At 57.4% G+C, this 20,635-nt stretch carries 19 protein-coding genes; 4 read left to right on the top strand and 15 right to left on the bottom strand.

Annotated elements, in window-relative coordinates; all coding sequences use genetic code 11:
• Positions 1 to 24: 24 nt before the first annotated feature.
• From C1J03_RS08625 to C1J03_RS08555, 14 genes are all read right to left on the bottom strand, one after another.
• Positions 25 to 555: a NuoB/complex I 20 kDa subunit family protein gene (locus C1J03_RS08625; protein ID WP_114885582.1), complete on the bottom strand. Its 531-nt coding sequence runs from the start codon at positions 553 to 555 to the stop codon at positions 25 to 27.
• A complete protein-coding gene (locus tag C1J03_RS08620; RefSeq protein WP_114885580.1) occupies positions 546 to 911 on the bottom strand; it encodes an NADH-quinone oxidoreductase subunit A in 366 nt (121 codons plus the stop codon). The genes C1J03_RS08625 and C1J03_RS08620 overlap by 10 nt, the downstream gene beginning before the upstream one ends.
• Before the next feature lie 63 nt (positions 912 to 974).
• Entirely contained in the window at positions 975 to 1,136 is a 162-nt protein-coding gene (locus tag C1J03_RS25280) for a hypothetical protein (RefSeq protein WP_162798482.1), read from the bottom strand.
• Positions 1,137 to 1,922: 786 nt separating this feature from the next.
• On the bottom strand, positions 1,923 to 3,083 hold the full coding sequence (locus C1J03_RS08610) for an IS30 family transposase (protein WP_114883801.1): 1,161 nt from the start codon (positions 3,081 to 3,083) through the stop codon (positions 1,923 to 1,925).
• A gap of 297 nt (positions 3,084 to 3,380) precedes the next feature.
• The gene (locus C1J03_RS08605) at positions 3,381 to 4,163 is read right to left on the bottom strand and encodes a crotonase/enoyl-CoA hydratase family protein (protein ID WP_114885576.1); all 783 of its coding nucleotides are present in this window, start codon (positions 4,161 to 4,163) and stop codon (positions 3,381 to 3,383) included.
• Positions 4,164 to 4,166: 3 nt separating this feature from the next.
• The gene (locus tag C1J03_RS08600; RefSeq protein ID WP_114885574.1) at positions 4,167 to 5,021 is read right to left on the bottom strand and encodes a hydroxymethylglutaryl-CoA lyase; all 855 of its coding nucleotides are present in this window, start codon (positions 5,019 to 5,021) and stop codon (positions 4,167 to 4,169) included.
• Between the two features lie 75 nt (positions 5,022 to 5,096).
• Complete coding sequence (locus C1J03_RS08595) at positions 5,097 to 5,768, bottom strand: glutathione S-transferase family protein (protein WP_114885572.1); 672 nt, start codon at positions 5,766 to 5,768, stop codon at positions 5,097 to 5,099.
• Complete coding sequence (locus tag C1J03_RS08590) at positions 5,765 to 7,711, bottom strand: acetyl/propionyl/methylcrotonyl-CoA carboxylase subunit alpha (RefSeq protein WP_114885570.1); 1,947 nt, start codon at positions 7,709 to 7,711, stop codon at positions 5,765 to 5,767. The genes C1J03_RS08595 and C1J03_RS08590 overlap by 4 nt, the downstream gene beginning before the upstream one ends.
• A gap of 75 nt (positions 7,712 to 7,786) precedes the next feature.
• A complete protein-coding gene (locus tag C1J03_RS08585) occupies positions 7,787 to 8,200 on the bottom strand; it encodes an ASCH domain-containing protein (protein ID WP_114885568.1) in 414 nt (137 codons plus the stop codon).
• A gap of 75 nt (positions 8,201 to 8,275) precedes the next feature.
• On the bottom strand, positions 8,276 to 9,880 hold the full coding sequence (locus tag C1J03_RS08580) for a carboxyl transferase domain-containing protein (RefSeq protein WP_114885566.1): 1,605 nt from the start codon (positions 9,878 to 9,880) through the stop codon (positions 8,276 to 8,278).
• 286 nt (positions 9,881 to 10,166) lie between these two features.
• Positions 10,167 to 11,684: an AMP-binding protein gene (locus C1J03_RS08570; RefSeq protein ID WP_114885562.1), complete on the bottom strand. Its 1,518-nt coding sequence runs from the start codon at positions 11,682 to 11,684 to the stop codon at positions 10,167 to 10,169.
• 55 nt (positions 11,685 to 11,739) lie between these two features.
• Entirely contained in the window at positions 11,740 to 12,903 is a 1,164-nt protein-coding gene (locus C1J03_RS08565) for an acyl-CoA dehydrogenase family protein (RefSeq protein WP_114885560.1), read from the bottom strand.
• 203 nt (positions 12,904 to 13,106) lie between these two features.
• Complete coding sequence (locus C1J03_RS08560; RefSeq protein ID WP_114885558.1) at positions 13,107 to 14,303, bottom strand: DegT/DnrJ/EryC1/StrS family aminotransferase; 1,197 nt, start codon at positions 14,301 to 14,303, stop codon at positions 13,107 to 13,109.
• Between the two features lie 3 nt (positions 14,304 to 14,306).
• The gene (locus tag C1J03_RS08555; protein ID WP_114885556.1) at positions 14,307 to 14,978 is read right to left on the bottom strand and encodes an HAD-IA family hydrolase; all 672 of its coding nucleotides are present in this window, start codon (positions 14,976 to 14,978) and stop codon (positions 14,307 to 14,309) included.
• 139 nt (positions 14,979 to 15,117) lie between these two features.
• Here C1J03_RS08555 and glmU point away from each other — a divergent pair, with 139 nt between their 5' ends.
• From glmU to C1J03_RS08540, 3 genes are read left to right on the top strand one after another with little or no spacing between them, the layout of a single operon-like run.
• Positions 15,118 to 16,470 carry a bifunctional UDP-N-acetylglucosamine diphosphorylase/glucosamine-1-phosphate N-acetyltransferase GlmU gene (gene glmU / locus C1J03_RS08550; RefSeq protein WP_114885554.1) on the top strand — a complete coding sequence of 451 codons (1,353 nt, stop codon included), beginning with the start codon at positions 15,118 to 15,120 and terminating at the stop codon, positions 16,468 to 16,470.
• Between the two features lie 2 nt (positions 16,471 to 16,472).
• The gene (gene glmS / locus C1J03_RS08545) at positions 16,473 to 18,293 is read left to right on the top strand and encodes a glutamine--fructose-6-phosphate transaminase (isomerizing) (protein ID WP_114885552.1); all 1,821 of its coding nucleotides are present in this window, start codon (positions 16,473 to 16,475) and stop codon (positions 18,291 to 18,293) included.
• Positions 18,294 to 18,301: 8 nt separating this feature from the next.
• Positions 18,302 to 18,970, top strand: coding sequence for a DNA alkylation repair protein (locus C1J03_RS08540; protein ID WP_254694224.1), 669 nt, complete (start codon positions 18,302 to 18,304; stop codon positions 18,968 to 18,970).
• 65 nt (positions 18,971 to 19,035) lie between these two features.
• Here C1J03_RS08540 and C1J03_RS08535 read toward each other — a convergent pair whose 3' ends face one another.
• Positions 19,036 to 19,539, bottom strand: a complete 504-nt coding sequence (locus C1J03_RS08535; protein WP_174234451.1) for a hypothetical protein — start codon at positions 19,537 to 19,539, stop codon at positions 19,036 to 19,038.
• Between the two features lie 85 nt (positions 19,540 to 19,624).
• Here C1J03_RS08535 and moaA point away from each other — a divergent pair, with 85 nt between their 5' ends.
• On the top strand, positions 19,625 to 20,632 hold the full coding sequence (moaA, locus tag C1J03_RS08530; protein ID WP_114885548.1) for a GTP 3',8-cyclase MoaA: 1,008 nt from the start codon (positions 19,625 to 19,627) through the stop codon (positions 20,630 to 20,632).
• Positions 20,633 to 20,635 lie beyond the last annotated feature (3 nt).

Raw genomic sequence — 20,635 nt, 5'->3', positions numbered from 1 at the left:
CTAGGCTTCCTTCATACGCACGGCTCATCGCACGATTGTCCCGGTACGCCGAATTTTACGTTGCAGCTGCATGATACCGTAAAGCAGCGCTTCCGCCGTCGGCGGGCAACCGGGCACATAGATGTCGACCGGCACAATGCGGTCACAACCGCGCACCACCGAATAACTGTAATGGTAATATCCGCCACCATTGGCGCAGGATCCCATCGAGATCACATACCGCGGCTCTGGCATCTGGTCATAGACCTTGCGCAAGGCGGGTGCCATTTTGTTGGTCAGCGTCCCAGCCACAATCATCAAATCTGATTGGCGCGGCGACGCGCGTGGCGCCGTCCCAAAACGTTCCAGATCATAACGCGGCATTGAGGTGTGCATCATCTCAACTGCGCAGCAGGCCAAACCAAAGGTCATCCAGTGCAGCGAGCCGGTGCGCGCCCAGTTGATGATGTCTTCTGTTGATGTCAGCAGGAACCCTTTGTCCTGCAGTTCAGCATTCAGGTTTTGGGTCGCCACGTCGCGGTCCATGCCCGCGCTGGCCGTTGATGCTACTGCCATTCCAGCGCCCCCTTCTTCCATTCATAAGCAAAGCCCGCCGTCAGCACGCCCAAGAACACCATCATCGACCAGAAACCGACCATGCTCACGTCCTTAAAGGCCACAGCCCAAGGGAACAGAAATGCAATTTCCAGATCAAAAATGATGAACAAAATCGAAACCAGATAAAACCGTACATCAAACTTCATCCGCGCATCGTCAAAGGCGTTGAACCCGCATTCGTAGGCAGACACCTTTTCAGGGTCCGGATTGCGCACCCCCAAGACCATCGCAGACAGCAACAGCACAAGGCCAAGACCGATAGCAACGGCCATAAAAACAAGGATAGGCAGGTATTCCCGCAGCATGTCGTCCAAGAGGAGGCTCCTTTAGCGGTATGTGGCCCTAAAACGAACGCAAAGGGCCCGGCGGAACAGGCTTTAGTCGGGTTTAACGGCGCGACGAGGTGGGGTCAACGGGATGTGCAGCGAAAGGTGGGGCTCAAAGCGCACCATCACGTCATGGCCTTGGGCCCGTGGCGCGCAAAGCAACAGCCAGATAAAACCCGCGTTGACGCCAGGTTTGCTGGGCTGGAGTTTCATGATTGGCGCTTGCGATGCATGAGGCCGCAACCTGCCCCGCCATCTTCACACATGTGGAACGCCGCGCATCTACGACTCGATGCATCGGATTCCCTGAACCCCATCAAGGATCCGCGCCATGCAGCCTTGGCCCGAACATCAAGCATTTCTGCCCCAAACCGGACCTTCACCACTATCTTTGCCAAGGTCGGCAGCGCGGGACTTAGTTACCGTTCGAGACTTGCTTCCTAGAGCGCCAGACACAGAGACCTCCAATTATCGAACTTAGGGTCATCAGTATCCAAAGAGTGGCAAACAACACCTCATTTCCGCTTTCTGGATAAGAAATGCCTTCCAAAAACGAACAGGCTGTCTGGCCACTTACCAACAACGCGCTACTCAGTTGGAGTGTGAAGATTGTTAGCCAAATCCATATAGGCCAGAGCGGTAGCGTGCATAGAAAAATAACGCGCCTATTTTTGGCAAAGTGTAAGGCAATCAACGCAATACAATAAAGTATGATCGAGAGGGCAGCACCGAAGAGACGGTCGGCATCGCCCTGAGTGCATGTGCCCGCAAATCGCGCTAGGATTGCGTTTGCCCCGCCAAGATAAAAAGCCGATACCGACAAAAGTGCCAAAAAATGTTTGATGATGAACCTGTCAATAATGAATTTCGGGCTGTTTCGACCAAGCCTATGTGAATTCTTCAATCTTGGATAGTTGGGGGGGTTCAAGTCACGTACTCAATGGGCTCGCAACGGACTTCCGCTGCATCTTACCTGAACGTCCGATTTTAGGGGCGACCTCAACCGGTCGATGCAACACACTCAGCGAACTTCTCTGCTGGGGTTTGATATTGCAAGGTCTTGCGAGGACGTTCGTTAAGTTGCCTTGCAATTGCGCTGAGCTTTGCCTGAGAATGAACGGATAAGTCGGTTCCTCTTGGCAAATACTGCCTCAAAAGCCGGTTGGTGTTCTCGTTTGATCCACGTTGCCAAGGTGACTGCGGGTCGCAGAAGTAGACATCGACATCCGTGGCCAGTGTGAAGCGCGGATGATCTGCTAGCTCTTTGCCACGATCCCACGTCAAGGATTTGTAAAGTTCTCGCGGCAGCTTCTGAGCCGACTTGATCAGCGCAGTGACGACGCTTTCAGTGTCCTTGTTCGCGACTTTCACCAACATCACGTATCGTGAATGCCGCTCGACCAGGGTCGCGATATAGCTGTTCTTCGATCCGCCAATCAGGTCGCCTTCCCAGTGACCCGGAACAGCGCGATCCTCGACGGATGCAGGCCTTTCGCTGATGGACACAGCATCTTTAATCTGGCCATTACCGTTGCGCTTTAGGCTGGCATGCTGGGAACGCCTGACTGTGCGTTTTGCGCGCAAGTGCGCCAGCAGCTCCTTTTTGAGAACGCCACGTGCCTGTATATAAAGGCTTCGATAGATAGTCTCGTGTGACACCTGTTTGTGCGCCTCCTCCGGGAACGCCCGTTTGAGCCAACCCGCAACCTGCTCGGGAGACCACTTGCGCCGTAGCTTTGCTGATACTGCGCGGGCCAATGTCGGGTGACAAGCCAGCTTGCATATCTTTGGACGCAGAGCCCGGTTCCAAGCAGCCTGATCTGAACTAGACGCACGATAGCCGACTGATCCGCCATTGCGCCGCACCTCCCGGCTGATCGTTGAGGGCGCACGTCGCAACTGGCGTGCAATCGCACGCAAGGATTGCTTGGTACTCAGCCCGCGGGATATCTCTTCGCGCTCAGAGAGGCTCAATGCAGAACTGCCACGCCTGCGATCCGGCGGCCGTATCCCGCCCGTAGGTGAGATGACCGAAAATACCGACGACGATTGGCGATCAAAGACCCGCCCAATCGAACTCATCGACTCCCCACGTTGCCATCGATCCCAGATCTCGGCACGCTGCTCAGCTGAATAGTAAATCCTGCGACGATACTTCATTCAAAACACTCCATCTCTTTCTAAAGATTAAAGTGTTGCGTCGACCAGTTGAGGCCACCGGTGTTTCGGTCAGGTTTTGACGTAAAGGTCAAAGTCATCTGACGTTCAACACTACATGGCGTCATGACTTGTCCAAGTTTGCCCACCCTGCACTGACGTTGAGAAAATCAGCGCAAAGGTCCGCGCAGCTTTGATGTTTGAGCGTTCCGCATGACCGGCTCTCGTTGTGTGGAGTCGCATCTCCATTCCCCTCAGTCGCTGATAATTCGGGGTACCATGGTTCAAATTTGAGGTCGCCTACACCACCCACGCCGCCTTGCGCTTGTCAAAGAATGCGCCGATCCCTTCGGATGCTTCGTCAGTTTCCCACCGGGCAGTCAGTCCCGCAATCGACATCTCGACGGCCTCCGGTGTTGCCGCCCCGCCCAGATCAAGCGCCAGCTTCTTGGCCGCGGCCACCGCCCCCGGCGCGCAGGCCAGATAAGGCACCACCTCAGCTTCAACCGCCGCATCCAGATCGGCCTCAGGCACCGCGCGCGCCAGCAAACCAAGTTCCACTGCCTCAGGAGCCTCAAACAACCGCGAGGACATAAACACACGCCGCGCCCGCCCCTCGCCCATACGGGCAATCACATAGGGACCGATGGTCGCCGGAATGATGCCTAGCTTCGTCTCGGTTAATCCCATTTTGAGGGTATCGACGCCAATCGCCACATCGCAAACGCTCGCCATGCCAACCCCACCGCCAAAAGCGTTACCTTGCACGCGGCCAATCAACGGCTTGGGAAGGGTATTGAGTGCGCCAAGCATCGTGGCCAGTTTGCCCGCTTCACCGGCCCGTGTAGCGGCGTCCATCTGCATCTGGTCGCGCATCCACCCAAGGTCACCCCCTGCGCAAAAGCTACGCCCAGCGCCGGTCAACACCACAACCCGAACGCTCTCATCCGCGCCCAAATCGGCAGCTGCTTGGGTCAGCTCCGCCAACATAAGCGCGGACATGGCGTTGTGTTTGTCTGGGCGGTTCAGGGTCAAGGTCGCTACGCCGCGCGCATCGACCTTGATCGAGATCGTCTCATGCATCGTTTATCCTCGCATCGCCTGCGCAAGTGCTGCAGCCTCAACAATCAGCTCTTGATCAAGGCCCGTCTGGTAGCCGAGTGCTGTCAGATGCGCATTCACTGCCTCAGTGGCGACATTGCCCACCGCGCCCGGGGCAAAAGGACAGCCGCCCAGCCCACCAACGGCCGTGTCAAACACCCGTACACCCATGCTGAGCGAGGCATCGATGTTGTCCATCGCCCGACCGCCCGTGTCATGGTAATGGCCCGCAAGACGGCCCGCTGGCACCACGTCTCGGACCGCAAGCAACATCCGCGCGATGCTGTCAGGCGTGCCGGCACCAATGGTATCGCCCAGAGACACTTCGTAACAGCCCATCGCAAACAATCTATCGGCAACCGCCGCCACCGCTGCGGGCGAGATCGCACCGTCATAGGGGCATTCCACAACGCAAGACACATAGCCGCGTACCGGCAAATCGATATGGCGCGCTTCTTCCAGAATGGGGGCGAACCGTTCAAAGGCTTCTTCGATGCTGGCGTTAATGTTCTTTTGGCTAAACCCTTCGGAGGCCGAGGCAAAGACGGCGATCTCATTCGCGCCTGCGGCAATCGCATCCTCGTAGCCACGCATATTCGGCGTCAGCGCCGCATAACGTACGCCCTTCTTGCGATTTATCGCGGCCAGAACGTCGCCAGAGCCCGCCATCTGCGGCACCCATTTCGGACTCACAAAACTTGCACATTCGATCCGCCCAAAACCAGCCTCACTCAGCTTGTCGACCAAGGCGACTTTTTCAGCCACCGGGATCTCACGGGTCTCATTTTGTAGCCCGTCGCGCGGTCCTACTTCGAAAATCTCGCAAGTGCCTAAGTTCATCGCATGCCCACCCGGTCTTTAAATTTGAATTTTTCGTACCGCATTGCTGTCCCTCTCAGTTGGTATTCACCCACCCTAGCGCGCTTCTGTCGGCCAGGGGGGATAAAATTCACGCGCATAGATTCCACCGCCCTGTGGCAGTGACTTGGCAAAGCTTGGCCGCTCGGAAATACGCTCGTACCAATCTGCCACTGCGGGAAATTCATCAATCTTAGCAAAGTATTGCGCCATGTAGACCGCTTGCCCAACGGAAATATCCGCCGCAGAAAAGCCGCTGGTCAGAAGGTAATCGCGCCGCTCGACGGGTGTGCTTAATCTGGCCTCAAGTGCGACGTAGCATTTGGTCAGCCGCGCGGCCTCTAACTTCATCACTGTGGGGCTGCGCATCCAATCCTCGCGCAGCATGATGTGCTGTTGGGTCAAGGCTGCGATATGCTGGCTGATGGTTTCAGCAAAATGCACCCAAACCAGCCATGCCATCCGGTCGGGGCTGCGTGCATTGCGGCCCAATCGATCCGTGCTGAACTTCTCACATAAAAATTCGGTGATGGCCCCGGTTTCAAACATCCGCTCGCCTTCGATCTCCAGCGCAGGCACCCGGCCTGCGGGGCTTAGGCTCAAAAACTCGGGACTGCGCAATGTTTGGTCAAACGGATAGCTGCGCAACTGGAACGGCACGTCCAATTCATGCAGCAACCAAAGTGTGCGCATGGACCGTGTTTGCGGGCAGTGATGGAGCGTAATCAAGCGGCCACCTCCACTTCCGCTTCCAGCCGAACAAGCGCAGCACCCGCTTCAACCTGATCGCCGGGGGCCGCCAGCACTTCAGCCACCACCCCGTCGCGCGCAGCAAGCAACGAATGCTCCATCTTCATCGCCTCCAACACGGCAAGCCTGTCGCCCTTTGACACCACCTGCCCGACCTTTGCATCCATCATCCGCACCAGCCCTGGCATCGGTGCCTCAATAAGGTTTCCGTCCCCTTGCGTACCCGCCGCACGGTCCAAGGGATCAACCACGTCAAAGATCAAACCGGCATGATCAAACACTGTCACTACGCCACCCGACTGGCTCACCGGGGCTGCAAAGATATCCCCAATCCGCCAAACGCCGCCCAAGCGCCGCGCCTCAACCAGCACATCCCCGATCTGCCAATCCTGTGCATCCGGTCCACGTACCGCCACCTTGATCAGGTGGTCCTCACCATCCCACCGAAGCATCACCTGCCGCTCAAGGGGTGCCCAAAGCGTAAACCCCGCCTGCGCGCCTGTTTCCAAAAGACCCAGTGCCGCCATTCCAGCCAGCGCTACGTGGCGCGGAGCCACTTCAGGGACCGCTGTCAAAGTGTCAATATCGCGTCCAATCAGCCCGGTATCCACCTCGCCCCGGCCAAAGCCCGCATGCCCTGCCAGCGCGCTTAGAAAGGCCAGATTGGTGACCGTCCCCGCAACCTGTGTGCCCGCCAGCGCCTGACGCAGCCGCGCAAGGGCGACCGCGCGGGTGGGTCCGTGCACGATCACTTTGGCAATCATCGGATCATAAAACGGGCTGATCACATCGCCGGCCCGCACGCCACTATCAGCGCGGCAGCCTTTCGGAAACAACAAATGCGTCAGCGTCCCAGTGGCGGGCAAGAAACCCTTTGCCACGTCCTCCGCATAAAGCCGCGCCTCAAAGGAGTGACCGCTGATGCTCAACTCTTCTTGTTGTGCAGGCAGGGCTTCACCCGCGGCCACCCGCAACTGCCATTCTACCAGATCAACACCAGTAATGGCCTCTGTTACAGGATGCTCCACCTGCAAACGCGTGTTCATCTCCATGAAAAAGAACCCGTCAGATCGCAATCCGTCAGAGCCATCAACGATAAATTCGACCGTACCTGCGCCGCTATATCCAATGGCTTCCGCCGCGCGCACTGCCGCTTTGCCCATGGCTGTGCGCATGTCTTGCGTCATGCCCGGAGCAGGCGCTTCTTCGATCACCTTTTGATGGCGTCGCTGCAACGAACAATCGCGCTCAAACAGATGCACCGCGTTTGAGCCGTCGCCAAATACCTGCACCTCAATATGGCGGGGTTGGGTCACAAATTTCTCAACCAGCACATCAGAATTGCCAAAAGCCGTCTTTGCTTCTGAACGCGCGCTGTCCAATGCGGCCTGAAATTCCGCGGCTTCCTCAACCAGCCGCATGCCTTTACCGCCGCCGCCCGCAACCGCCTTGATCAAGACCGGATAGCCGATTTTGCCGGCCTCATCTGCCAACAGCGCATCGTTCTGATCCGCCCCGTGATATCCCGGCACAACAGGCACGCCCGCCTCAACCATCAACGCCTTAGCCGCATCCTTAAGACCCATCGCGCGAATGGCAGATGCACTCGGTCCAATAAACGTCAGCCCCGCTGCCGCAACCGCATCCACAAAATCTGGGTTTTCACTCAAAAAGCCATAGCCCGGATGGATGGCCTTCGCGCCCGTGTCCAACGCCGCTTGAATGATCACATCCCCCCTGAGGTAGCTTTGCGCCGGGGTCGATCCACCGATATGAACAGCGTGATCCGCCATGGCGACATGCTTGGCCGCGGTATCCGCGTCCGAATAAACCGCAATACAGCGCACACCCATCGCTTGGGCCGTTTCCATCACCCGGCAAGCTATCTCGCCGCGGTTCGCAATCAGGATCGTATCAAACATTCTTCATCCCATCACCTTGCTTCATCTTCATCATATAAATCGAATTCTAATGCATGCGCGCGTTTCTCTCGCGCATCATCCCCCAAAATCCTCGATCACGTCGAACCGTTCCCAGATCAGTGCCATATCCTCAGCGAAAATCCCTTGGCGCGAATAATAGCGCCGGTGCCCTGCCCGCCAGCCCTCGAGTGTCTCATCTTCGCCCTCCGCCAGTGCCATCTCTTCGGTCATCTGCGCCCAGGTCGTGTTGACCAATTCCTTAGTCTCAATAACAAGCGCCGGGGCTCCGTATGGCCCAAGGGCAATGTCGCGCCGGCCAATCTTCGGCTTGGCTTCACGCCCCGCTTCAATATCGATCACCGCTGTGCACGTCGCACGCTTGTGCCCCAAGCGCACCAACCCTGTCAGCTCCGCGATTAGCGCCGGGCTGTCGCCAAACGAAAATGTCGCCGCCCCGGGATATTTCTTCATCGCCTCGTCCAACGTCATCCGAGTTCTCCTATCGTGCACAGCAGTGGTGTACGTCCGGTGCACGGGTTGTGTACGCAATGTGCACCGCGCAAATCACATCCGGAACACACCAAATTTCGTCTCCTCGATTGGCGCGTTCAACGCCGCAGACAAGCTCAGAAACAGCACGTCGCGGCTTTTTCGAGGGTCAATAATCCCATCATCCCACAGCCGCGCCGAAGCATAAAGCGGATGGCTCTGTTCTTCGAACATATCAATCGTAGGCTGCTTGAATGCCGCCTCATCCTCGACACTCCAACTCTCACCGGCGCGCTCAATCGCGTCACGTTTCACCGTCGCCAGCACCCCCGCCGCTTGCGCGCCGCCCATCACAGAAATCCGCGAGTTAGGCCACGACCACATAAACCTTGGGCTATAAGCCCTTCCAGCCATGCCGTAATTTCCCGCACCAAACGATCCTCCGACCAGCATCGTGACCTTTGGCACATTGGTGCAAGCCACCGCCGTCACCATTTTGGCCCCATGTCGCGCGATGCCTTCATTCTCGTATTTGCGCCCTACCATAAAGCCCGTGATGTTTTGCAAGAACACCAACGGTATCCCCCGCGCAGAGCACAATTCCACAAAATGAGCCCCCTTTTGCGCCGATTCCGAAAATAGCACGCCATTGTTGGCGATTATCCCAATCGGACAGCCCTTGAGATGGGCAAACCCCGTTACCAATGTCTCGCCAAAGCGCGGTTTGAATTCGTCAAACCGGCTGCCGTCCACCACCCGCGCAATGACCTCTCGGATGTCATAAGGCGTGCGCAAATCTGCGGGTACCACGCCAAGAATTTCTGACGGATCATAGGCCGGCTCTTCGGGTGTTTCCCATTGCACAGTGCTGGGTTTGGCCCTGTTCAAGTGCCCAACCGCACGCCGTGCCAGCGCCAAAGCATGTGCGTCATCTTCTGCCAAATAATCCGCGACGCCCGACAGACGCGTATGCACATCACCACCGCCAAGGTCCTCTGCGGTGACAATCTCACCTGTCGCTGCCTTAACCAAAGGCGGTCCAGCCAAAAAGATAGTCCCTTGTTCTTTCACAATAATAGTGACGTCCGACATGGCAGGCACATAGGCACCCCCTGCGGTACACGATCCCATCACCACAGCAATCTGCGGAATACCCTTAGCGCTCATCCGTGCTTGGTTATAGAAAATCCGGCCAAAATGATCGCGGTCGGGAAACACCTCATCCTGATTGGGCAGGTTCGCGCCACCGCTGTCGACCAAATAGATGCAAGGCAGTTGGTTTTCCTCTGCAATCTCTTGGGCGCGCAGGTGTTTTTTGACGGTCATGGGGTAATATGTCCCCCCCTTCACCGTCGCGTCATTACAGACCACCATCACCTCTTGGCCTTGCACCTGACCAACCCCCGCAATCACACCAGCGCAAGGTGCGGCCCCGCCATAAAGCCCATGTGCAGCGACCGCCCCGATTTCCAGAAACGGGCTGCCGGGATCCAGCAAGTTCGCCACCCGCTCACGCGGCAACATCTTGCCTCGGCTGATATGGCGTGCACGGGATTTTTCACCGCCACCCAAAGAGGCCGCATTTGCCACGTCCCCAATTTGCGCCAGCGCCTCGAGATGGGCCGCCTTGTTGGCTTTGAACTGTTCCGAAGAAGGCAATGCCTGTGACTGAAGCTTCATTGTGCTTTCTCCAAAATATAACAAGGGCTTACGTGGGGTGCATGAAAGCCTATCGCGCTACATGCCCGAAGGACCACGGCGACAGGCTGAAAAGCTAGGACATTAAACGCGCGCAAGACAACAACAGCGAGCACGATCACAAAGGTCGACCCGAGCGCCCGCAAGCGCACATCGGAGATATCGCAACGAGAGGAGCCGTCTTGGCGGGTATTTACAGGGGGCGTGTGCGTTTTACCCACATGACAGTCAGGACCGCTGAGATCGGCGTCGCGGCATGCCATTGCATTCATGAGGCTCCCTCCGCCACGGCCATTGCCTTCAACTCGCGCCGGATCACCTTACCTGTCACGGTCATCGGCAGGGCATCCAAAAAAGTGATTTCCCGAGGGTATGAATAGCTTGCAAGCCGGTCTTTGACCCAGTCCTGCAGCGTCTTGGCATCCACATTTTCCCCCGACTTAAGCACGACGAAGGCCTTCACCACCTCGGTCCGCAACGCATCGGGTTTACCCACAACACCCACAGTCGCGACTGCAGGGTGGGTCAGCAAGCAATCCTCAATCTCGGCTGGACCAATGCGGTATCCAGACGACGTAATCACATCATCTTCCCGGCCCACAAAGCGCAGGAAATCGCCCTCCCAGACACCGCGATCCCCAGTCAGCATCCACGCGCCCCGAAACTTCGCCGCCGTCTCCTTTGGGCGCTGCCAATAGCCCAGCATCATAGAGGCCGAACCGCGTTTGATCGCCACGTCGCCTTCGTCCGTTGTTGGGACGCCTTTTGCGTCCAGAACAGCGATCTCATGCCCCGGCACCGCGTGCCCGATGCAGCCGGGCCGCGCGGGAAATTCAGCGCCGCAACTGCTGGCGACCATGTTGCATTCAGTTTGACCGTAAAATTCGTTGATATCTAACCCAAAGGCTTGCCGACCCCAGCTGAGCATCTCGGGTCCCAGTGGTTCCCCCCCACTGGCAACCGAACGCAAACCGCTGATCTCGGCCCCCGCAGCTTTGAGCATCCGCAATGCCGTGGGTGGAAAGAACACGTTGCGCACCCCACCCAGCTCAATGATCCGCGCACAGCCCGCCGGATCGAATTTTGCCATCCGTGCAGCTACCACCGGCACCCCCAGCGCGAGCCCCGGCATGGCCACATCAAACAGCCCTCCGATCCACGCCCAATCCGCAGGCGTCCACAGGCAATCGCCGGTCTGGCCTAGGTGATCATGGCTGATTGTGACCCCGGGCAAATGACCGGTCAGCACCCGGTGGCCATGCAGCGCCCCTTTTGGACTGCCGGTGGTGCCAGAGGTGTAGATCAGCACGGCAGGATCGTCGGCCGCTGTATCGGCAAAATCGACTGGCGCACCATTCTGCGCTGATTGATCCGCCAGCAAGGGCTCAGCCAAATCACCCAGTAACGCGGCACCTTCGTCATCTGTCAGCACCAATTGCACGCCCGCATCACCAACACGGCTGGCCAATGCATCGTGCTTGAATAGCTTGAACAGCGGCACCGAAATGCCACCGATTTTCCAGATCGCAAGATGCGCCGCCGCGCACCAGGGGCTCTGGCTCAGAAGTACGCCAACACGGTCACCGGCAACCACCCGCTCAAGCAGCGCGCGCGCCAGACCGTCCACCATCTCGCCCAAGGCTGCATAGGTGATTTCGCGCCGCACATCCCCGGTTAAATCGATGATCGCAACCGCATCTGCCGGTTGGGCCAAGCATTGCGCAGCCATGTTCAATCGGTCCGGCACGGCCCATCGGCCTTCGCTGTCCAAACCCGGTAAAATCATCTCGCGCGCACATCCTCGCAGGTTTTAAGGCCGCATCGAATGAAGAGGCATGGCGTCACGCCATCGCTCCCATCATCTCGCGACCGATAAGCATGCGGCGGATTTCAGATGTACCCGCCCCGATCTCCATCAACTTAGCGTCGCGAAAAATCCGACCAACTGGATTGTCCGACAAATAACCCGCACCGCCCATCGCCTGAACCGCTTGATGCGCCTGCACCATCGCCTGCTCGGACGCATAGAGACAGCACGCAGCGGCATCCGCCCGCGTGACTTCGCCACGATCGCAAGACTTTGCAACCTCGTAGACATAGGCGCGCGCAGAATTCATCGCCGTGTACATATCCGCCATCTTGCCTTGCATCAGTTGGAAGGAACCGACCGGCTGACCGAACTGTTTGCGTTCTGCCATGTAAGGCATGATCTCATCCAGACAGGCCGCAATGATGCCCAGGCCAATCCCCGACAACACAACGCGCTCATAATCCAGGCCCGACATCAGGACGCGCACGCCGCGCCCCTCTTCGCCAAGAACGTTCTCGAACGGCACTTCGCAATCGTCAAAAATCAGCTCTGCGGTGTTTGATCCACGCATCCCCAACTTGTCGAAATGCGAGGACGTCGTGAAACCCTTCATCGACTTCTCGATAAGGAACGCTGTCATCCCCTTGCTGCCAGCCTCTGGGTCGGTTTTGGCATAAACCACCAGTGTATCGGCGTCACATCCGTTGGTGATCCAGTATTTATTGCCAGACAGCCGGTAGTGGTCGTTCCGCTTTTCGGCGCGCAGCTTCATCGACACGACGTCCGATCCGGCCCCCGCCTCCGACATCGCAAGCGCGCCAACATGCTCACCAGAGCATAGCCCCGGCAGGTATTTGCGACGCTGTTCGTTTGATCCATTCAAACGGATTTGGTTAACGCAAAGGTTTGAATGCGCCCCATAAGACAACGACACCGAAGCCGATGCCCGCGCCACCTCTTCTACAGCGACAGTATGCGCCAAATAGCCCATGCCAGTGCCGCCGAACTCTTCCTCGACCGTCATACCCAACAAGCCAAGATCGCCCATCTCGCGCCATAGCTCGGCAGGGAAATCATTCTTGAGGTCGATATCTTTAGCCATCGGCTTGACCCGCTCTTGCGCCCAACGGTGCACCAACTCGCGCAGCGCATTCACATCTTCGCCCAGGTCAAACTGCATGGTGGCGTTGAACATTATTTTCCCCTTCGGAATCGTGGATCAAGTTATTGAACAGTTGTTCAATAGATATACAAACCACTTCAACCGGTCAAGAACATGCTTTGTCTCAACGCCTGCGTCGCACGACGAGAGCCCGCACGAGAGACGCCTCCTGCGGACAACCCATCCCGCAGGGGGCGATTCAAATCAGGCAAAATGCGCGCCAGCGCACCTTTGGATCAATCCTGTGATTGGAAAACCGCGCTCACTTCTTGCCGGATGATCCGCGCAATCAACGCGCAATCTTCTAGCGAAAAAGTCAGCGGCACGCGCATATCCACAATCCCCGCAAGGATCGCATCACTTTGCGGCATGGGGGCTGCGTCCACATAACGCCAACTGTCGTATCGGCTGGTAAAGCCCAAAGGCTCCGCCGCCCCGAACCATTTCAGCTCAACACCGCGCTTAATGCAGCGCGCCAACACCTCTTGCACTGGGCCCTCGGTCCACCCTTCTAACAAGAATTGGATCGATGATCCGACAATGCGTTCGTTTGGGGGCCGCTCAATCACCGTAAGTCCCGGCGTCCCGCGCAATCCGTCTTCGATCGCATAATACCGTTCGTTCCACCGTGCGCATTGCGTTCCAAGGTCCGCAAGTTGCGGGCGCAACAAAGCTGCGCGCAGGTTGTCCATGCGCCCCGAAATATTTGGTGTCTGATAGCGCACCGTTTCAAACGCAGCCAAATCCGGCCCCGCCAAGTGCCTTTCATAAAGCATGTACGATCCCGACAGCATGATCGCCTTCGCAGCAATCTCAGCGTCATCTGTGACCAGCAAACCGCCTTCACCGGAATTCACATGTTTATAGGTCTGACACGAATAGCAGCCCACAGCACCAAAACGCCCCGATGGTATGCCTTTCCAGCTGGCCCCCATAGTATGAGCGCAATCTTCAATGACCTGCACATCATGGGCGTCACAGATCGCCATCAACGCCTCCATGTCGCAGATATGCCCACGCATGTGGCTGAGCAGCAAAACCTGCGCCTGATCCGCCTTGGTCGCCAAATCTTCGAGGTCCAACGTAAGGTCGCGTGTCACACCCACAAACACCGGCACCGCTCCTAGGGCCGCAATCGCGCCCGGCACAGGGGCCAGCGTAAACGCGTTACTCAGGACCTTATCCCCCGGCTTAACCCCCATGGCCCGCAGCGCAGTGGCCATCGCATAGCCCCCAGACGCCACAGCAAGACAGTATTTTGCACTAACACTGGTGGCAAATTCCTGCTCCAGCAACGCTGTCTCAGCTGTCTCTCCAGGGGCTGTGTTATAGCGGTGCAGCCGCCCGCTGCGCATAACGGCTATCGCGGCCTCGATCCCGGCTTCGGGTATCGGTTCTTGCTGGGTGAAACTGCCTTTGAAATCCTCATCCATCCGTCATGCTTCTCCCAACAAATTCACGACGATCTGCGGCAGATCGACATAGTCTTTCAACAATGCCGCAGGATTTAACGCAAGCATATCGCCACCTGCGGGTCCGAATGTGACCAGAACACAAGGCACCCCTGCTGCCGCTGCCGTTTTTCGGTCTGTATCCGTGTCACCCACCAACAGACATTTATTGGGGTCACCGCCCGCCCGACGCGCGGTTTCATACAAATGCTCAGGATCAGGCTTGCGCACAGAAAGGCTATCTGCCCCCAAAAGCGAAGCAAACGCGGCCCGCACACCAAGCCGCGTCATCAAAATTTCCGCCAACCCTTCGGGCTTGTTGGTGCAAACGCCCACGCCGTAACCCATCGTTTTCAGCGCTTCGACCGCATCCATCGCACCGGGGTACATCGTGGTATGACTGTCGATGTCTTTGGCGTAGGCCGCGAGCAGATGGGGGTATTGCGCATCGATTTCGGCGTCATCCTCGGCCCGCCCTAGGCGGGTCATTCCCAGCCGCAGCATCGCGCGCCCGCCCTTTAGCGCTGTTGCCGCATCACGGTTTGCGTCCAACATGTCGCCCTCTCCTAGAGCCCGAAAACAGCTGTTGGCCGCAGCGATCAGATCACCGCTGGTATCGGCCAATGTCCCGTCTAGATCAAAAATGACTGTTTTCATGCCTGCTCCTATTCACCGCCGAATAAGCGGAGTTCTGCGTCCAGTTGTTGCAAACCGCAATCTTGTTTGATCTCGCCATGGCTTGCGCCACACAGGGAACCCGATAAAGAAGGGCTATCAAGAGTACAAAGAGATTATAATGAAAACAGCACTTGTCATCCTTGCCGCAGGCAAAGGCACCCGGATGAATTCGGACTTGCCCAAGGTCCTTCACCCAATTGCGGGCGACCCCATGTTGATCCATGCGATGGCCGCAGGGGCCACACTTGAGCCCGCGCATACTGTCGTCGTAGCAGGCCACGAAGCCGAAATGGTCACAACAGCCGCCCTCGCGTATGACGGCGAAGCCCGGGTTGTTGTGCAAACCGAACAGTTGGGCACGGCCCACGCGGTTGCTCAAGCACGCCCGGCGCTTGAGGGTTTTGATGGGACGGTTCTGGTGCTTTACGGCGATACCCCGTTTGTGCAGCCAGAGACGCTGGAAAAGATGCGCGACGCCAGTGTCGACCACGACGTGGTTGTTTTGGGGTTTGAAGCTGCAGATCCTGGACGCTACGGGCGGCTTGTACTGTCTGGTGACGCGCTGGACAGCATTGTCGAATTCAAGGATGCTTCAGAGCAAGAGCGCGCGATTACGTTGTGCAACTCTGGCGTAATAGCCTGCGACGCAACGCTGCTCTTTTCGTTGATCGATGCGGTCAGCAATGAAAACGCGGCTGGCGAATATTACCTGACTGATATCGTCGCCCTCGCCCGCGCTCGCGGCCTAAGCGCTACGGTTGTTACCTGTGACGAGGACGAAACCCTTGGCGTCAATTCACGCGCACAACTGGCCGAGGCCGAAGCTGCGTTTCAAACCCGCGCCCGTGCTGCCTTGCTGGAAGATGGCGTGACCCTACCAGCACCAAATACGGTTTATCTGGCTCGTGACACCGTGATCGGTCGCGACACCATCATTGAACCGAATGTGGTTTTTGGCCCCGGTGTGACCGTTGAAAGCGGCGCGACCATACGCGCGTTCAGCCACCTCGAAGGTTGCCACATATCTCGCGGATCAATTGTTGGGCCCTATGCCCGCCTGCGCCCGGGTGCCGAGTTAGCCGAAAACGTCCGCGTCGGTAATTTTGTTGAGATCAAGAATGCCCAAATCGAACCTGGAGCCAAGGTAAACCACCTCAGCTACATCGGCGACGCGCATATTGGTGCGGGTGCAAACATCGGTGCGGGCACCATCACTTGCAATTATGACGGCGTGATGAAGCATCATACACATATCGGCGCGCGTGCCTTTATTGGGTCCAACACTATGCTGGTTGCGCCGGTGCATATCGGTGATGGCGCGATGACGGGTTCAGGTTCGGTGATCACTTCAGACGTAGAAGCCGACGCGCTGGCCCTTGCCCGCGCACCACAAATTGAGAAACCCGGCATGGCACGAAAATTGTTCGAAATGTTAAAGGCCAAGAAGGCCAAATCCCAGAGGGGTAGTTAATTATGTGTGGTATTGTTGGGGTCCTTGGTCAGCATGAAGTTGCGCCAATCTTGGTTGAGGCGCTAAAACGCCTCGAATATCGCGGCTACGACAGCGCCGGCATCGCTACCATTAACGACGGCAAACTTGATCGCCGTCGCGCCGTGGGCAAGCTGGTCAATCTGAGTGATTTGTTGGTGCATGAACCGCTGGCAGGTAAATCTGGCATAGGCCACACACGCTGGGCGACCCATGGTGGCCCATCAGTGTCTAACGCACACCCCCATAAGGCGGGACCAGTTGCCGTTGTGCACAATGGCATCATTGAGAATTTCCGCGAACTGCGCGCAGAGCTTGCTGAAAATGGCGTGGAATTCGTAACGGAAACCGACACCGAGACCGTCGCACTCCTGACGCATCACTATCTGGAACAAGGCATGTCCCCCGTTGATGCGACCACCAAAACGCTGTCGCGGCTGCATGGTGCATTTGCCCTCGCGTTCTTGTTTGACGGCGAAGAGGATCTGATGATCGCCGCGCGCAAAGGTTCTCCTTTGGCCGTCGGATACGGTGACGGCGAAATGTACGTCGGCTCAGATGCGATCGCACTTTCGCCGATGACAAACCGGATTGCCTATCTTGAAGAAGGTGACCGCGCCGTTCTTACCAGAAACTCCATCGAGGTTTTTGACGCCAATGGCACGCTGGCCAATCGCGAAATCAAGACGATTTCCGTCAACAATACCCGCATCGACAAGGCCGGGCATAAACACTTCATGGCCAAAGAAATTGCCGAGCAACCCGGCGTGATCGCCGACGCTTTGCACCACTACCTCAGCCAAGATGGGCAGATCACCCTGCCCGACCCAGGCATTGATTTCACCAAGATTGAGCGCATCACCATGGTTGCATGTGGCACGGCGTCTTACGCGTGCCTAACCGCGAAATACTGGTTCGAACAAATCGCGCGCATCCCAGTCGAAGTCGATGTTGCCTCCGAGTTCCGTTACCGTGAACCACCGATCCCGAGTAATACATTGGCCCTTTTTGTCAGCCAATCGGGTGAAACGGCCGACACTCTTGCCGCTTTGCGCTATTGCGACGGCAAGGCCGCGCAGATCGCCAGCGTGGTTAATGTGCCGGAATCCTCGATTGCGCGCGAAAGCGATATCGCCATGCCGATCCATGCTGGTGTAGAAGTCGGTGTGGCCTCGACCAAAGCGTTCACCTGCCAGCTTTCGGTCCTGTTTATGCTCGCTCTTAAGGCGGGGTCTGACCGTGGGGAAATTACGCCAGAACAACTTGCCGATCACATCTCCGCGCTACGCGGCCTGCCAGCTCTTATCACCACTGCACTGGAACGCGATGCGGACATGGCCAACACCGCACGCAAGCTCGCGTCGGCCCGTGACGTGCTGTTCTTGGGGCGCGGAGCCATGTTCCCCCTCGCCCTCGAAGGTGCGCTTAAACTAAAAGAAATCAGCTATATACATGCCGAAGCTTATGCGTCCGGCGAGCTAAAGCATGGCCCCATCGCGCTCGTGGATGAAGACGTCCCCGTCGTTGTCATGGCCCCCCGCGACACGCTTTTCGACAAGACCGTGAGCAACATGCAAGAAGTCATGGCCCGCAAAGGTAAAGTGATCCTAATCTCTGACGCCAAAGGCCTCGCTGAGGCCGCCGAGGGTGTTTGGGATACGATTGAGATGCCTGCCGTAGCCGATGCTGTGGCCCCTATCCTTTATGCAATCCCAGCGCAGTTGCTGGCCTATCACACCGCCGTCGCCAAAGGCACGGATGTGGACCAACCCCGCAACCTCGCAAAATCGGTGACCGTAGAATGATTGATGCCATGGAACAGCTTGAAGCCCTAGCAGACCCGGCCCGCGCGATCGGTTTGCGCAGCTATCACAAGGCAGATCGGGTCTATCTGGGCCTGACCAACCCGCAGATCAATACACTGGCACAGGACTGGCGGCAGGAACTGGAACTGGCCGACCGCGTGGCTCTTGCCGACAGCCTTTGGCGTACTGATATTTTTGAAGCACGCTTGGCCGCCGCCAAACTGCTGACCCAAGCCCGCATGCGGCCTGATGACAGTGCCGCGTGGGCACTGATCGCCTCTTGGGCACCTGATTTTGACAGCTGGGGCATCGCGGATCACGCGTGTATGGCAAGTCAAAAACGCCTTGTCGCCGATCCCAATCGCCTTGACGAAGTAGAAACGTGGACAACGTCCGAGAACCTCTGGGTGCGGCGCGCGGCACTAGTTGTGACCCTGCCTTGGACCAAACAGAACCATCCAAAGCCCGATGAAAGCGCCGCGCGCGCACGGATCCTCACGTGGGTTGCTACTTATGTGCCAGACCACAAATGGTTCATCCAAAAAGCCATCGCGACGTGGCTGCGCGAGCTTAGCAAACATGACCCGGACGCTACCCGTGCGTTCCTTGCTGAGCATGGGCCTCAGATGAAAGCCTTCGCCGCCAAGGAAGCCGCGCGACAGCTGCCAAAAACCTAAACCAACACATCTTCATTTGAATTTGTCTAAGAATGCCACGCCGCGCCTGCGGTGTGGCCCAAAACCTAACCGTCCAGCGACACCTCTACGGTAGTCAATTCTGTCAACGAAGCCTCAATCAGGCGCATCGCGGGCAAGGACATCCTGCTGCCCCCTGTCGCGGGTCCGTCGATCGGGATCAGTAAAACAGCAGAGGATTTTCCATTGGCAGGGTTCAATACCCGCCCCTGTGTTTGCGTCTTGACCAGTGGTGTTTTTAACCAAAACCCCGGCTCTGTAGGGCTTCCTAAGGACGCGACCGTTGTTCCCAACGCTTTGGACACTTCGGCAACTGGTGCAGCTGCGGCCGCACGTTGCTCAGCCGTGGTGGTATCCAAGGTTTCTGCCGTCTTCGCGGCAGCTGGCGGCGGTGGTGCGGCGGTTAACTCTGATGTAGTTGCCGGTCCGTCTAGGGCCACGATACTCGGGGGCAAAGGCTTTGGTCCCTTTACAAAGGGCGATGGCACACCAAGCCGCGCACAGCCCGAAAGGGACGCCACGGCCGCAATAACGATCAATACACGTATCATACAGCATGATTACCCCGCGCCGTCCCGCGCTTCAATCACACAAACCACCTTGCCCCCTGATCGGCGGGCCTTTACCATTTAAATTATGAATGCACCCCTGATCGATCCTTTCGCCCGCACCATCAATTACCTCCGTGTCTCTGTGACGGATCGGTGTGACTTCCGCTGCGTCTATTGCATGTCGGAAAACATGACGTTCCTGCCCAAGAAGGAACTGCTGACCCTCGAAGAATTGGACCGCATGTGCTCCACCTTTATCGGGCTTGGCGTAGAAAAACTGCGCATCACAGGCGGGGAACCTTTGGTGCGCCGTGGCATCATGCAGTTCTTTGACGGTATGAAACGCCACCTTGATGCAGGTACCCTCAAAGAGCTGACGCTAACAACCAATGGCAGCCAGCTCGAGAAGTACGCAGATCAACTTTATGCAGCAGGCGTACGCCGGGTGAACATCTCGCTCGACACGTTGGACGATGCCAAATTCGCCGAAGTTACCCGCTGGGGCCGTCTGCCTCAGGTTATTCGCGGCATTGATGCGGCCCAAAACGCAGGCTTGCGGGTCAAAATCAACGCCGTCGCGCTCAAAGGCTTTAACGAACCCGAGCTTCCGCAGATCACTCAGTGGTGTGCTGAGCGGGACATGGATCTGACATGGATCGAAGTCATGCCAATGGGCGATATTGGCAATGAAGATCGTCTAAGCCAATATTGGTCCCTCAACGACGTGCGCGCAGCCTACGCAGAACACTATACCGTCTCTGATTTGGCAGAACGCACTGGTGGCCCTGCCCGCTATGTCCGGCTTGAAGAAACCGGCCAAAAGATCGGGTTTATCACACCGCTCAGCCATAATTTTTGCGAAAGCTGCAACCGCGTTCGCCTCACCTGCACCGGCGAGATTTTTCTTTGCCTTGGTCAAGAAGACGCCGCTGATCTGCGCGCGCCTTTGCGGGCCCACCCGGATGACAATGGCCCGCTCGAAGATGCGATTCGTGCCGCCATAGCACTCAAACCCAAGGGCCATGATTTTGACTACTCCCGTCAACGTGCAGACGGCCAGATGCCCCGCCACATGAGCCATACGGGCGGCTGATCC

This window comes from Sulfitobacter sp. SK012, from assembly GCF_003352085.1.
GTDB lineage: Bacteria > Pseudomonadota > Alphaproteobacteria > Rhodobacterales > Rhodobacteraceae > Sulfitobacter.
This window is presented reverse-complemented; position numbering and strand designations above follow the sequence as displayed.

Excerpts from the sequence above, each read along its gene's own strand:
- C1J03_RS08605 (WP_114885576.1), bottom strand. The coding sequence starts at position 4,163 with ATGCATGAGACGATCTCGATCAAGGTCGATGCGCGCGGCGTAGCGACC.
- C1J03_RS08625 (WP_114885582.1), bottom strand. The coding sequence starts at position 555 with ATGGCAGTAGCATCAACGGCCAGCGCGGGCATGGACCGCGACGTGGCG.
- C1J03_RS08570 (WP_114885562.1), bottom strand. The coding sequence starts at position 11,684 with ATGATTTTACCGGGTTTGGACAGCGAAGGCCGATGGGCCGTGCCGGAC.
- C1J03_RS08540 (WP_254694224.1), top strand. The coding sequence starts at position 18,302 with ATGGAACAGCTTGAAGCCCTAGCAGACCCGGCCCGCGCGATCGGTTTG.
- C1J03_RS08565 (WP_114885560.1), bottom strand. The coding sequence starts at position 12,903 with ATGTTCAACGCCACCATGCAGTTTGACCTGGGCGAAGATGTGAATGCG.
- C1J03_RS08560 (WP_114885558.1), bottom strand. The coding sequence starts at position 14,303 with ATGGATGAGGATTTCAAAGGCAGTTTCACCCAGCAAGAACCGATACCC.
- C1J03_RS08580 (WP_114885566.1), bottom strand. The coding sequence starts at position 9,880 with ATGAAGCTTCAGTCACAGGCATTGCCTTCTTCGGAACAGTTCAAAGCC.
- C1J03_RS08535 (WP_174234451.1), bottom strand. The coding sequence starts at position 19,539 with ATGATACGTGTATTGATCGTTATTGCGGCCGTGGCGTCCCTTTCGGGC.
- C1J03_RS25280 (WP_162798482.1), bottom strand. The coding sequence starts at position 1,136 with ATGAAACTCCAGCCCAGCAAACCTGGCGTCAACGCGGGTTTTATCTGG.
- C1J03_RS08585 (WP_114885568.1), bottom strand. The coding sequence starts at position 8,200 with ATGACGTTGGACGAGGCGATGAAGAAATATCCCGGGGCGGCGACATTT.
- C1J03_RS08610 (WP_114883801.1), bottom strand. The coding sequence starts at position 3,083 with ATGAAGTATCGTCGCAGGATTTACTATTCAGCTGAGCAGCGTGCCGAG.
- C1J03_RS08555 (WP_114885556.1), bottom strand. The coding sequence starts at position 14,978 with ATGAAAACAGTCATTTTTGATCTAGACGGGACATTGGCCGATACCAGC.
- glmU (WP_114885554.1), top strand. The coding sequence starts at position 15,118 with ATGAAAACAGCACTTGTCATCCTTGCCGCAGGCAAAGGCACCCGGATG.
- moaA (WP_114885548.1), top strand. The coding sequence starts at position 19,625 with ATGAATGCACCCCTGATCGATCCTTTCGCCCGCACCATCAATTACCTC.
- C1J03_RS08590 (WP_114885570.1), bottom strand. The coding sequence starts at position 7,711 with ATGTTTGATACGATCCTGATTGCGAACCGCGGCGAGATAGCTTGCCGG.
- C1J03_RS08600 (WP_114885574.1), bottom strand. The coding sequence starts at position 5,021 with ATGAACTTAGGCACTTGCGAGATTTTCGAAGTAGGACCGCGCGACGGG.
- glmS (WP_114885552.1), top strand. The coding sequence starts at position 16,473 with ATGTGTGGTATTGTTGGGGTCCTTGGTCAGCATGAAGTTGCGCCAATC.